General features: G+C 63.6%; 9 protein-coding genes. 3 read left to right on the forward strand and 6 right to left on the reverse strand.

Annotated elements, in window-relative coordinates:
* Positions 1 to 58 precede the first annotated feature (58 nt).
* Positions 59 to 1,873 carry a DNA mismatch repair endonuclease MutL gene (gene mutL, locus SJ05684_RS02010; protein WP_034852103.1) on the reverse strand — a complete coding sequence of 605 codons (1,815 nt, stop codon included), beginning with the start codon at positions 1,871 to 1,873 and terminating at the stop codon, positions 59 to 61.
* 368 nt (positions 1,874 to 2,241) lie between these two features.
* On the opposite strand from mutL, the gene SJ05684_RS02015 reads away from it, so the two are divergent.
* Positions 2,242 to 3,966: a PAS domain-containing protein gene (locus tag SJ05684_RS02015; RefSeq protein ID WP_034852105.1), complete on the forward strand. Its 1,725-nt coding sequence runs from the start codon at positions 2,242 to 2,244 to the stop codon at positions 3,964 to 3,966.
* 312 nt (positions 3,967 to 4,278) lie between these two features.
* Entirely contained in the window at positions 4,279 to 5,607 is a 1,329-nt protein-coding gene (locus SJ05684_RS02020) for a putative bifunctional diguanylate cyclase/phosphodiesterase (protein WP_034852415.1), read from the forward strand.
* Positions 5,608 to 5,619: 12 nt separating this feature from the next.
* On the opposite strand, the gene SJ05684_RS02025 is transcribed toward SJ05684_RS02020, so the two are convergent.
* Positions 5,620 to 6,555, reverse strand: coding sequence for a LysR substrate-binding domain-containing protein (locus SJ05684_RS02025; protein WP_034852107.1), 936 nt, complete (start codon positions 6,553 to 6,555; stop codon positions 5,620 to 5,622).
* A gap of 91 nt (positions 6,556 to 6,646) precedes the next feature.
* Between SJ05684_RS02025 and SJ05684_RS02030 the strand changes: the two genes are divergently transcribed.
* On the forward strand, positions 6,647 to 8,194 hold the full coding sequence (locus SJ05684_RS02030; protein ID WP_034852109.1) for a trimethylamine methyltransferase family protein: 1,548 nt from the start codon (positions 6,647 to 6,649) through the stop codon (positions 8,192 to 8,194).
* A 216-nt stretch (positions 8,195 to 8,410) separates the two neighbouring features.
* Here SJ05684_RS02030 and SJ05684_RS02035 read toward each other — a convergent pair whose 3' ends face one another.
* The 4 genes from SJ05684_RS02035 to SJ05684_RS02050 all read right to left on the reverse strand — a co-directional run bounded on the left by SJ05684_RS02035 (position 8,411) and on the right by SJ05684_RS02050 (position 12,836).
* Complete coding sequence (locus tag SJ05684_RS02035; protein WP_034852111.1) at positions 8,411 to 9,088, reverse strand: PRC-barrel domain-containing protein; 678 nt, start codon at positions 9,086 to 9,088, stop codon at positions 8,411 to 8,413.
* 376 nt (positions 9,089 to 9,464) lie between these two features.
* Positions 9,465 to 11,189, reverse strand: a complete 1,725-nt coding sequence (locus tag SJ05684_RS02040; protein ID WP_034852114.1) for an IlvD/Edd family dehydratase — start codon at positions 11,187 to 11,189, stop codon at positions 9,465 to 9,467.
* Positions 11,190 to 11,316: 127 nt separating this feature from the next.
* Positions 11,317 to 12,201, reverse strand: coding sequence for an SMP-30/gluconolactonase/LRE family protein (locus tag SJ05684_RS02045; RefSeq protein WP_034852116.1), 885 nt, complete (start codon positions 12,199 to 12,201; stop codon positions 11,317 to 11,319).
* Positions 12,198 to 12,836 (reverse strand): 2-dehydro-3-deoxy-6-phosphogalactonate aldolase, encoded by a 639-nt coding sequence (locus tag SJ05684_RS02050; RefSeq protein WP_034852118.1) that lies wholly within the window; start codon positions 12,834 to 12,836, stop codon positions 12,198 to 12,200. The genes SJ05684_RS02045 and SJ05684_RS02050 overlap by 4 nt, the downstream gene beginning before the upstream one ends.
* Between the last annotated feature and the right edge of the window lie 4 nt (positions 12,837 to 12,840).

Here is a 12,840-nt window from a genome sequence, read left to right on the forward strand (position 1 = left end):
GCGCGGCGCTGTAATATCCGCCACCGCCGCCGGCAATCCCGTCTCACTCGTACGGATGTCAGCTCCTGCCGAAGAGCCGTTCGATATCGGCGAGCTTGAGCTCGATATAGGTCGGGCGCCCGTGATTGCACTGCCCGGAGCCGGGAGTTGCTTCCATCCGGCGAAGCAGCGCATTCATCTCCTCCGTGCGCAGGCGGCGGCCGGCCCGGACGGAGCCGTGGCAGGCCATTGTCGCAGCAAGATATTCGAGTCGGCCGGCGAGGCCGTTCGCCGTATCCCATTCCGCAAGTTCGTCGGCCAGCTGACGCACCAGTCCGGCGGCATCCATTTCGCCGAGCATCGCCGGGGTCTCGCGAACGGCGACCGCGCCGGGGCCGAAACGCTCGATTGCAAGCCCGAGCCGCAGGAACTCCTCCGCATGCGCAATGAGGCGATCGCAATCGTCCTCGGAAAGATCGACGATCTCAGGAATGAGCAGCGTTTGTGCCGGCACGGGCCGCGAATGCAGCGCCTCCCTCATCGTCTCGAAGACGAGGCGCTCATGCGCCGCGTGCTGGTCGACGATGACGAGACCGTCCCCGGTCTGCGCGACGATGTAGTTTTCGTGGAGCTGGGCACGGGCGGCGCCGAGTGGAAAGGCGGGCTCGCGGCCGATGTCCGTGGCGGCTGCCTCTGCGGCCGCTTCGGCACGCGCCGACGGCTGCGCAAACTCCGCGAACGCCGCCTGCGGCGGCTCTCCCAAGCCGCGGATGGCCGCATCGAAATGTATCGGTCGGTAGGGGGAGGCGGCTGCGCTCCAGGGCGCCTGTGGTCTTTGCTGCTCGCCCCGGTAAGCGTCGGGGCGGAAGGCCCGCATCAGGCCGTGCGCCCCGGTGGTTGCCGCGCGGTCGCCCTCGCGCGCCAGGGCCTCGCGGATTGCTCCGATGATCAGTCCGCGGATCAAGCCCGGATCGCGGAAGCGCACATCCGATTTCGCCGGATGGACATTGACGTCGACGAGGGCCGGATCGAGCGTGATCGACAGCACGGCGATCGGGTAGCGCCCCTGAGGAATGGTTTCGGCATAGGCCGCACGGATCGCCGACAGGATGAGCTTGTCCTGAACCGGCCGGCCATTGACGAAGGCATATTGCTGCAGCGAGTTGCCGCGGTTGAAGGTCGGGACGCCTGCAAAGCCGGTCAGCCGCGCCTCTTCCCGCTCGGCATCGATCTCGATCGCGTTGTCGCGGAACTCCCTGCCGAGAACCTGCGCCATCCGTGCGAGCCGGTCATCGCCCGTTGCCGGAAACTCGAGCGTCGAGCGGTCGGATCCGGAAAGCACGAATCGCACTTTTGGAAAGGCGATCGCCATGCGGCGCACGACTTCCGAGATGGCGGCGGCTTCCGCCTTCTCGGACTTCATGAACTTGAGCCGCGCGGGCGTCGCGAAGAAGAGATCGCGCACTTCGACGACGGTACCGACATTGGCGGGCGAGGGGCGCACGGGTTCGGTCTTGCCGCCCGTGACGTTGATGGCCGCGCCTTCCCGCGCGCCGGCCGCGCGCGTGGTGATCGACAGCCGCGCCACCGACCCGATCGAGGGCAGGGCCTCGCCGCGAAAACCCAGCGTGCGGATATCGGTGAGGCGGTCGCTGATCTTAGAGGTGCAGTGCCGGCGGATCGCCAGTTCCAGATCGCCCGGTGTCATGCCGCTGCCGTTGTCGGTTATCCGCAGAAGCGTCTTTCCACCCCCCGCCGTGGCGATCTCGATCCTCGTCGCGCCAGCATCCAGGGCGTTTTCAATCAGTTCCTTGGCGGCGCTGGCGGGCCGCTCGATGACCTCACCGGCGGCGATCTGATTGATGAGTGTTTCGGAAAGTTGCTGAATGGCCATGGCCTATCTTCGTGGATTCGCCGGGCAAGGAAAAGGGGGCTCCGAGCTTTGCGCCGGCACGATGTGAAGAGAATGCCAGCTGTAAGGGCAGCAGCGGAAAAACGCCCCCTCGACTTAATCCCACCTTAACGTTCTGCTGCGATTTTCCACAACAACCTGAATGATCATGGGTTTTGTTCTTTCGAGTACCGCAGCGTTGCTGGACGCTGCTCGCACGGGCCGAAGAAATGCCGTCACTGGCCAGCCAGCATGTCCCGCAATGAAAACCGCCGCGACAGCGCCGTTCGCCGCAGAGACGCGCAACGGCCGCCGTGACACTTTGGGTTTGCTGCATGGTTCCAGGCAGCGGCCGAGACGAGGGCAGTGCAATGGACGATGTGGCGCCGATCGGCGCGGACATCATGAGGACGGTTCTGGAGTCGGGCTGCGACGCGCTCGGCTTCGCTTTGCTCGTCTGCGGCCGCGACGACACGATTCTCTTTGCCAGCGCCTCCATCGTGCAATTCTTCCCCGTACCTGCCCGCCTGCTGAGGCCGGGCACGCGGCTTCGCGATTTCCTGGGCGCGGTCTATGACACGGGAGTGCGTCCCGGAACCTTGCCGGAGAACAGCCGGCGCCGCGCCAACCGGGAGGACTGGATCGCCGAACAGATGGCACTCCACTGGCGCGAGCGCTACGAGAGCGTCGAACGGGCCGGCCGCATGCGGTGGCTCTGCCTGCGCAAGCGCCGCCTGCCGAACGGTATCGGCATTCTTTCGCTCACTGACATCACCGAGCAGAAGAAGCGCGAAGAGCAATTGCAAACGGACATGGAGCGCATCGAACTCACGGAAGAGATTCTCGACGCCCAGCCCAATCCGATCTGTGTCAAGGATCGGAACCTCCATTATATTGCGGTGAACAAGGCGTTCTGCATTCTTCACGACCTGCCTGCGGAGGCGATCCTTGGTCGTTCGGCCTGGGACCTCCTGGATGCTGATATTGCCGAGCGCTTGGAACAATCGGACCGGCAGGTGCTGGCAACCGGACGGCCGCATTCGGACGCCGAGCACATGGTGCGCGCCGATGGAAGCGACCTTTGGGTCGTGACGCGCAAGTACCGCGTCGGCATGCCGGGCCGCCAATTCGTCGTGACCTGCATGAACGACGTCACCGATATCGCCGCCTGGTACCACGGTGATGGCGACGGCGGCAGCTCCTCCGGGCTGCAGATTCGCGACTACAGCATCTTCGCGCCCGGCCAGAATTTCTATGACCCGTTCCGGGCGCTGAATGTCCAGCAACTCGTCGAAACGGGATCGATGATCGAGACCTTGCCGGCGCGCGGTCTGCGTATACTGCTGGTGACGTCCGACCGCGACCTGGAAGAGCGCGTCGTCGCTCGCCTGCGGGGCTCGGGGCTCGATGCCTGCGCCGTTCGCGATCTTGAGGAACTCGACGCCTTCGCGAGCGCCGCTGAAAGCCGCGGCGTGAAGCTCGACGTCCTGTTGCTCGATCGCGCGCTCGCCGGCAGGGACGCGATCCTTGCCTCGTGGCGTGACTGCCCGCTCGTCGAGGTGTCGGGCGGCACCGACGTTGCGACGCTTCTCACCGAGATTTTCCGGGCCTGCGCCGAGCGCCGGCCGGCGCGGTCTCTTTTCCCGCAGGGAGATTTCGAGATTTCTTTCGAGGACGACGCGGGGCCGGGAGCGGTTGCATCCAAGCTGGACGTGCTGGTCGCCGAGGACAACCAGATCAATCAATTCGTCTTCGCCCAGATCCTTGACGGCCTCGGCCTGTCCTACCGCATTGCCGCCGACGGCCGAGAGGCGCTGGAGCTTTGGCAGGAGCTCCGGCCTGCGATCGTCCTGATGGATGTGACCCTGCCGATCCTGAACGGCTTCGAGGCTGCCGCCGCCATTCGGGAGACCGAAAAGCGGACCGGAGGCCGCACGCCCATTGTGGCCGTGATCGTACAGGCTTTCGACGTCGATCTGGATCAATGCCGGGTCTCCGGCATGGACGACCACATCATGAAGCCGATTAGCCCGGACATGATCGAGGCAGTCCTCAGGAAATACGTGCCGGCCGGGACCCTGAGCGCCGCGGGCTGACGGCCCTCGATAGATTTGACAGTGTGGCGCTATCGGATTGTTAACCCTCGATTGTCATCGTCCGCAAATTGATGCCGTTGATGGCGTCGATTGGGGAGGCAAGCCCATCCGGCCGCCTCGGGCAAAAGCGACCTCTGCGCGCATGGCGCCGGAGGTGAACGGGCGGAAAGTGTAGAGCACCACTGGCATGATGACGTCGGTCAAGCAGATTTCCCTCCGCATCCCGGACATGTATTCCGGTCGGAGGGTACTGCGGGCTGACCTTTCCTGCGTCGAGGGCCGGTGGTGGCAGGGCTGCTGGAGCCCGCCGCGATGACGCTCTCCCCGGTTGATCCGCTCGATGGCATTGCCCTGGTCGATCCGCTGACGGGCCTCGGCAATGCTCAGCAATTGCAGCGGAGTGTCCTGGCGCTGGCGGACGAACGAGCCGCCGATCCAGCGCCATTCACCATCGGACTTGCCAATATCGATGGCTTCAAGCCGATCAACGACCTGTTCGGTCCGGAGGCCGGCGATCGGATCCTCTACCAGGTCGCGCATCGCCTGACGGCCTGCGTGCCGGAAGGCGCCGTGGTGATGCGGACTGCAAGCGATGAGTTTGCCATCATCCTGCCGTTGATCTTCGAACGAAAGGGCGCCGAAAAGATCGGGCAGATGCTGAGAGAGGCGCTTTCGGCGCCTTTCGATCTCGGCGATCGCACCGTCCGGCTCTCGGCATCCTTCGGTTTCGCTGTCTATCCTTTCGCGGGCAACACCTTCGATGACCTGTTCAAGAGCGCAGACACGGCCCTTTACCGCTCGAAGCGGCGGGGTCGGGGCCAGATCACCGTTTACTCGCACGAGATTGCCCAGGAAATGAAGCGGGCGACCCAGCTCGAGCAAGCGCTGCGCAACGCCATCATCGCGGATGAAATCGACGTGCATTTCCAGCCGATCGTCGATCTGCGCACTGACAGCGTCGTCGGGTTCGAAGCGCTCGCCCGATGGTGTGACGCGGATCTCGGCTATGTCTCTCCCGCTGTCTTCGTTCCGCTGGCCGAAGAGCGCGGCTTCATCGATCCGCTTTCGGAAATGCTGCTGCGCAAGGCGGCTCAGACCGCTCTTTCCTGGCCGAAAGAGCTATTTCTATCATTCAACCTCTCCTCCGCGCAGCTGACGGATCCGGCGACGAGCGGTCGGCTCCTCGCGATCATCAACCAGGTCGGACTCGACCCGCGCCGCCTTGAACTGGAGATCACCGAGACTGCAGTCATGGCGGATGCCGACGTGGCGCAGAAGATCGTTGCCGAGTTGAGGGCGGCCGGAGTACGCGTCTCGCTCGACGATTTCGGCACGGGGCAGTCGAGCCTCGGCCGATTGCGGGATTTCTCCTTCGACAAGGTGAAGATCGATCGCGCCTTCGTTTCCCGCATTTCCGCCGACCGTGCCTCGGAGCATATCGTCAGGGCGATCGTCTCGATGTGCGAAGGGCTTGAACTCGAGGTCGTGGCCGAAGGCATCGAGGATTTCTCCGAGGCGGTGAAACTGAAGGCGCTCGGCTGCGGCATGGGGCAGGGCTACTTCTATGGCAAGCCAGCCGACGCGGTCGCCACCATGCGCTATCTAGCCGGTCGCCACCGCGAAGCCAATGCGTTGCGCTGATGCAAAGCCCAGCTATCCCGAAGGATTTCTGCCGGAGCGGTCGCGAGCACCCTCCTCAAGGAGCCAGTCGCGGACGCGCCGCGCCTGGCCGTTGAGTTCGCGCGATCGCGGCCAGACGACGTAAAAGGCCTGCCCCGTCCTTAAGACGTGCCCGCCGACCGGCAGGAGCGCGCCGGAGCGCACCTGTCTTGCAATGAGATGTTCCCAGCCGAGCGCGATCCCTTCACCGGCAAGCACGGCCTGGATCACCAGCACATAGTCGTTGATCGCCAGCCGCTTGCCCTGCCCGGGATAGGAGAGCCCGGCGCTTGCAAACCACTCGGCCCAGTCGCAGGCGCGCCTCACCGGCTCCTCCAGATGAATGAGGTTGTGCCGCAGGAGATCCTTCGGCGTTTCGGGCAGGCCATTCACCTCGATATAGCCGGGCGACGCTACCGCGTTGACGACCTCCTCGGCCAGGAGTGCCGAATGGTAGCGCGGCCATCGACCCGGGTCGCCGCCGCGTATGCCCAAGGGAATGGGCTCGTCGTCGAGGTCGAGATCACGCACGCTCGTCTGGATGCGAAGGTCGATCTCCGGCAGATCCTCGCGCAGCCGGTTGAGGCGCGGCAGCATCCACATTGAGGCAAATGCGGTCGAGGCGGCAAGGGTCACGTGCGTTTCGCGCCCCTTGGCTCGAATATCCTCCGCCGATTTCCGGATAAGCGACAGTCCGACGGAGACGTCGGCGTGGAATTTCTCGCCGGCTTCCGTCAGTTCGACGGCGCGATGCACGCGATGGAAGAGCGTAACGCCGAGCTGCTCCTCGAGACCCCGTATAGCGTAGGAGACCGCGGCCTGCGTCATGCCAAGCTCATTCGCGGCGCGGGTGAAGTTCTGATGGCGCCCGGCTGCCTCGAAGACGATGAGGCTGGCGGCCGACGGAAGCAGGCGACGTAGGTTTTCCATAAGTTCCACTTATAGTATGCGTCGAATTTTTCCAGCGTTACAAGTGTATCTCTGGAAATTAGCATCATCTCAAATCATGGGAGATGAGGCTATGGCAGAGGCGACTGCAACGGTTGGCGCGGCCCCGAGACGAGTGCGGAGTGCGCGGCCGCATCGGCGGGAGGCGGGAGGGAGCCTCGGCGTTTCCTACATCACCCGCAACATCCCGCCCTACGACATTCTCGGCGAGGAAAGTCTCGAGCGGATCGAGCGGACGGCCGACCGCATCCTTGCCGAAGTCGGCATCGAGTTCCGCGATGATCCGGAGGCGCTCGATCATTGGCGGCGGGCGGGTGCGAAGATCGAAGGCGTCCGTGTCACCTTCGAGCCCGGCATGCTGAAGGAGATCGTCCGATCGGCGCCGGCGCAGTTTACCCAGCATGCCCGTAACCCTCAACGCAGCGTTGAGATCGGCGGCCGCAACGTCGTCTTCTCGCCGGCCTATGGCTCTCCCTTCGTCATGGATATCGACAGGGGCCGCCGCTACGGCACGATCGAGGACTTCCGCAATCTGATCAAGCTCGCCCAGTCGAGCCCTTGGCTGCATCATTCCGGCGGGACGATCTGTGAGCCGGTCGACGTGCCCGTCAACAAACGCCACCTCGACATGGTCTACAGCCATATCAAATATTCCGATCGAGCGTTCATGGGGTCCATCACCGCGGAGGAGCGCGCCGAGGACTCGATCGAAATGGCGCGCATCCTCTTCGGTGCCGATTTCGTGGACAGGAACTGCGTCATCCTCGGCAACGTCAACGTCAATTCCCCGCTCGTATGGGACGGGACGATGACGAAATCGTTGCGCGCCTATGCACGCGCCAACCAGGCGGCGGTCATCGTGCCCTTCATCCTCGGCGGGGCCATGGGCCCGGTCACCAATGCCGGTGCAATCGCGCAATCCTACGCCGAGACGCTGGCCGGCTGTGCATTGACCCAGCTCGAGCGCAAGGGTGCGCCCGTGATCTTCGGGAATTTCCTGTCTTCGATGTCGCTTCGTTCCGGCTCGCCGACTTTCGGCACGCCGGAGCCGGCGATTGGCAGCATGGTCGTCGGCCAGTTGGCGCGCCGGCTTGCGCTGCCGTTGCGCTGCGCCGGCAACTTCTCCAACTCGAAGCGGCCCGACGCTCAGGCAATGCAGGAGGGCGTCATGTCGATGCTGTCGGCAGTGCATTGCGGCGCCAATTTCATCCTGCATTCGGCCGGCTTCGTCGATGGCCTGCTTGCGATGTCCTATGAGAAATTCGTGATGGATTCCGACTTCTGCGGCGCTCTTCATTCCTACCTTGCCGGTGTCGTGGTCGACGACAATACACTGGCGATGGACGCCTTCCTCGAAGTCGGGCCGGGTAGCCATTTCCTCGGTTGCGCGCACACGATGCGCAACTACCAGGCCGCTTTCTGGGACAGCGCCCTTTCCGATAACGAGCCGTTCGAGAAATGGGTGGAGGAAGGGGAGACTGACATGGCGCTGCGCGCCAACCGCAGCTGGAAGAAAACTCTCGCCGAATATCAAGCCCCGCCCCTGGACGAGGCGATCGACGAAGCATTGCGGGATTATGTCGCGCGGCGCAAGAACAGCATGCCGGACGCTTGGTACTGATCGGGCATCATCGAGCTTAGGTCGAGTTTCGCAAGGGCGCACAGTTCGAGGGCGAGCGCTGCAATGCTCTGAAAACCGGTGAGAATACGCTTCTCCCACGTCGACCACGGAAAAAGATAGGAGCCATCCCCCGCAGCCGCTGCGGAGGATGGACGGTTAGGCGAGGAAGCAGGGGCCGGGAGATTACGCCTCTGCTTTCTCAGCCCCCGCTCGGCTTTACTGCTGCGGTGCCGGCTCCGGCTCAACCGGGGTGGCCGGCGTTACGCCGGACGTCGTTGCCGGGTCGGTCTGCTCGGCGGCGTTGCGCTCGGCCATCACCTGCGACATGTTCTTGAACTCTGGTGCGGCCTTCAGCGAATCGGCCGTTTCAGTGGTCATCAGCCTAAGCGTGATGCCGTCTTCCTGCATGCTCGCTTCGATGTTATTGAACGGAACCGCGACGTTCTTTTCGCCGATGCCGAGGAATCCGCCGACGCCAATCACGGCCGCTTCCACGCCGCCGTCTTTCCTGATGATCAGGTCGTTGATCTCACCGACATTCTCATCATTGGCGTTATAGACCGTTTGCCCGATATAGCTGTCGGCTGAAATCTGATCATCAGCCTGTTCGGTCAGGTAACCGGCGCCAGCGTCTGCAGTGGCGGTGGTCTCCGTCTCTACAGTCGCGGGTGTCTCCGCCTGCTCGGTAGGCTCAGTGGTCGCCGGGGCCTCCGGCGTCTGTGCCTGCTCACCAGCTTCCGGCGTCGCTGGAACCGGTTCCATAGTCTGGGTTTCCGGCGCCTGAGTTTCCGGCGCAGCCGGCGTCGTCGTGTCCTGTGCGAAACTCATCGGGGCAATGGCAACGCCCACGATCAGCGCGCCAGCGGCAACGGAAGATTTAAGAATCTTAGTCATCTCACAGTGCCTTTCGTTGACGTTGTCGACTAGGCGCAGCCTTGATGCTCAAGGAGATCACGCTACGCCGATGACGCTCAAGCAACGTTTGAGACAAAGAACGGTTCCAGAGAGAGCTTCATTTTCAAAGCTGAAGATTGTGGGGGTCTAGGACCATGCAATCGCTGGCGGCGGTCCGCTCGCCAGGGATGAATGGTCGGCTGGGATCGATATCGCGCGGCCCGAGCGACATCGAAGCAGCGTTTGAATATCGGAACATCTTAGCCCTTGAATCGGGCGCCACGCGGCGGGTCCATCAACGACAAAGCGCCGCGTCTCCCAGCGAACACGCGGCGCCCGATCCGTAAAGCTGCGATCAGCAATCCTGGCGACGGCCTCAATGGCTTTCGCGCTGCACTTCACTGCCGCTCTTGCCGACGAGGAAGTCGAGGTCGGCGCCTTTATCGGCCTGCAGAACCGTGTCGTAGTAGAGCTTGTAGTAGCCACGCTGCCACTTTTGCTCCGGCGGTTGCCATGCGGCCATGCGGCTCGCGAATTCCTCTTCGCTCACCAGCAGGTTCAACTCGCCGTTCATCGCGTCCAGGCGGATACGGTCGCCGGTTCTGACAATCGCTAGCGGGCCGCCGGCATTGGCTTCCGGGCTGACATGAAGAACCACGGTGCCGAAGGCAGTGCCCGACATGCGCGCGTCGGAAATGCGCACCATGTCGCGAACCCCTTTTTCGACCAGACGACGCGGGATCGGCATGTTGCCGACTTCCGCCATGCCGGGATAGCCCTTGGGGCCGCAGCCCTTCAGCACCAGGATCGTATCCTCGGTCACCGGTAGATCCGGGTCGTCGATCTTCGCCTTGAGCTCTTCGATCGTCTCGAAGACAAAGGCGGGGCCTTCATGCGAGAGCAGGTGCTCGCTTGCCGCCGAGGGCTTGATGACCGCACCGTTCGGGGCAAGATTGCCCTTCAGGACGCGGATGCCGGCCGCGGCGCGAAGCGGGTTGTCGAGCGGCCGGATGACGTCGTCATTGTAGACGTCCGCGCCCGCCCAGTATTTGCTGATCGGCAGCCCGAACACTGTCGGCGCATCGGCGTGCAACAGGTGCTGGATACGGTTCATCACCGCCGGCAGCCCGCCGGCATAGGCAAGATCCTCGATCAGATATTTGCCCGATGGCATGCAGTTGACGATGCAGGGCACCTGTCCGCCGACGCGGTCGAAATCGTCGAGACAGAGATCGACGCCGGCGCGTCCGGCAATGGCAAGCAGATGCACGACGGCATTCGTGGAACCGCCGACGGCGGCGTTGGCGACGATGCCGTTCTCGAAGTTCTTCTTCGTCAGGATCTTGGACAGCCTCAGATCCTCGTGAACCATCTCGACGATCCGCTTGCCGGTCATGTGCGCCAGCGCCATGCGGCGAGCGTCGACCGCCGGCAGGGCCGCGTTGGTCGGCAGCGACAGGCCCATGGCTTCCACGATAGAGGCCATCGTCGTCGCGGTGCCCATGGTCATGCAGACGCCGGGAGAGCGCGACATGCCGCTTTCCGCCGCCATGAATTCCTGCATGCTCATCTCGCCGGCGCGCACGGCTTCGGAGAATTTCCATACGTCGGTGCCCGAGCCGATGTCCTTGCCCTTCCATTTGCCGTTGAGCATCGGTCCGGACGAAACGACGATCGTGGGCAGGTCGACGGACGCGGCCCCCATCAATTGCCCGGGCGTCGTCTTGTCGCAGCCGCCGAGCAGCACGACGCCGTCAATGCCGTGGGCGCGGATCGCCTCTTCGACATCCATTGCAAGAAGATTGCGGAAGAGCATGGCCGTCGGGCGCATCTGCGTTTCCCCGAGCGACGAAACGGGAAACTCCACCGGAAAGCCGCCGGCTTCCCAGACGCCGCGCTTCACGCCTTCGGCGAGGATGCGCAAATGGCTGTTGCAGGGGGTGAGCTCGGACCAGGTGTTGCAGATGCCGATGATAGGGCGCCCGTCGAAGACGTGATCCGGGAAGCCCTGGTTCTTCATCCAGGACCGGTGAATGAAACCATCCTTGTGTGTCCCACCGTACCAATGGCGGCTTCTCAGTTCTTTCTTCTTTTCGCTCATCCGAGCACTCCCTTTCCATGAGCGATTCCATCGCATGCGTCAATTGTATGACTTTTTCTCGGTGCCGCGCCAGCTTTTGTTGATGGGCAGGGACGGGATGAGGTAAAAATTGCGAGCCGCGCTTCCTCTAGAGCAGGAAATCCGGCTCGAAGCGGCCCCTGACCGCGATCCCGAGCTCGAAGGTCTTGCCGGCATCGGGGTCGGCTGCTCGCGCGGCATCATCCATGTCCTGCCATGCAGAGGTCACGAGCAGCCGGTCGGCATTCGCGCCGATGAAGGCCGGGCAGCTCGGCTGCGTCGCCGGGGCCGCGTAGCGTGCGACCTTCTGGCCATCGGGCTTGTAGACCTCGACCGCGCCGGCACCCCAGCGGGCATTCCAGATCTGCCCGTCGGCATCGCAGATCGCGCCGTCGACGCCGCCCGGGGCCGTGCTCTCGTCCGAGAGAAGAACGGGGTCGCCCGTCGGAAGCGCCGTCGCCGGATCGATATCGACGCGCATCAGATGATTGACGTCCGTGTCGGTGAAATAGGCGGTGGCGCCGTCCGGCGAAAAGCAGATTGCATTGGGGATGGTGACGTTGCTGAAGAGCTTCGTGATGCGGTTGCCGGCGACGTGGTAGATCGCGCCTGCGTGTTTCTCTGCCCGTTGCCCCATGGTGCCGATCCAGAGCGCACCGCAGGCATGGACGCGGCCGTCATTCGACCGGTTGCCGGGTTTGTCCTCGAGGGTCGCGAACGGGCTGAGCTGGTAGTTCACCGTGTCGCGGATGAAGAGCCCCTGGTCCGATGCGATCAGTTGCCGGGTCGGATCGATGGTTGCGAGCACGCTGCCGAGGAAGGGCAGGGGATGGATTGTCTTGTGTCCGCTTGCGAGATGCAGCTCGTGCAGTTCCTGACCCTTAATGTTGAACCACCAGGCCGTGTCGGTCCGCTGGTCATAGGTCGGACCCTCGCCGAGCTCTGATGTGAAGTCGCAGAGGATCTGGCCGGAAAAGGGAATGAGGTCGATCATCGCTCGCCTCCATAGACGGTATCGTACGTTGCGAGCGTGGCGGCTGCGCGCTGCCTGACCTCTGCAGCGCTCATGCCCGGCTTGTAAAGGCTCGAGCCGAGGCCGAAACTGCGGATGCCGACCTTCGCATATTCGGCGAAGTTCGCTTCCGAAACGCCGCCGACAGCGGCGATCTCGATATCCTTCGGCAGCACGGCGCGGATCGCCTGAATGCCCGCGGGGCCGAGCACGCTGGCCGGAAAGAATTTCAGCCCGCTCGCGCCCGCACTTGCCGCTGCCAATGCTTCGGTCGGCGTGAAGACGCCGGGCATCGTCACCATGCCCCTGGCCGCGGCGAGCCGTATGACCGCCGGCTCGACATTGGGACTGACCATCAGCCGACCGCCGACGTCGGCAAGCTGGTCCACCTGCGCGGTTGTCAACACCGTGCCCGCGCCGATCAGGCAGCCGGCCGGCGCCATCTTGACCGCCGTTTCGATGGAGCGGAACGGGTCGGGCGAGTTGAGCGGAATTTCGATTGCCGTGATGCCCGTTTCGACGAGGGCGCCGACCACGCTCTCCGTCTCTTCGGGCTTCAAGCCGCGCAGGATGGCGACCAGCGGATATTTCATCGGGGGCAAGGGAATGCGTTCCATATTC

This window comes from Sinorhizobium sojae CCBAU 05684 (assembly GCF_002288525.1).
In the GTDB taxonomy this organism is placed as follows: domain Bacteria; phylum Pseudomonadota; class Alphaproteobacteria; order Rhizobiales; family Rhizobiaceae; genus Sinorhizobium; species Sinorhizobium sojae.

Coding starts and splice junctions, on each gene's coding strand:
- mutL (WP_034852103.1), bottom strand. CDS start 1,873: ATGGCCATTCAGCAACTTTCCGAAACACTCATCAATCAGATCGCCGCC.
- SJ05684_RS02015 (WP_034852105.1), top strand. CDS start 2,242: ATGGACGATGTGGCGCCGATCGGCGCGGACATCATGAGGACGGTTCTG.
- SJ05684_RS02020 (WP_034852415.1), top strand. CDS start 4,279: ATGACGCTCTCCCCGGTTGATCCGCTCGATGGCATTGCCCTGGTCGAT.
- SJ05684_RS02025 (WP_034852107.1), bottom strand. CDS start 6,555: ATGGAAAACCTACGTCGCCTGCTTCCGTCGGCCGCCAGCCTCATCGTC.
- SJ05684_RS02030 (WP_034852109.1), top strand. CDS start 6,647: ATGGCAGAGGCGACTGCAACGGTTGGCGCGGCCCCGAGACGAGTGCGG.
- SJ05684_RS02035 (WP_034852111.1), bottom strand. CDS start 9,088: ATGACTAAGATTCTTAAATCTTCCGTTGCCGCTGGCGCGCTGATCGTG.
- SJ05684_RS02040 (WP_034852114.1), bottom strand. CDS start 11,189: ATGAGCGAAAAGAAGAAAGAACTGAGAAGCCGCCATTGGTACGGTGGG.
- SJ05684_RS02045 (WP_034852116.1), bottom strand. CDS start 12,201: ATGATCGACCTCATTCCCTTTTCCGGCCAGATCCTCTGCGACTTCACA.
- SJ05684_RS02050 (WP_034852118.1), bottom strand. CDS start 12,836: ATGGAACGCATTCCCTTGCCCCCGATGAAATATCCGCTGGTCGCCATC.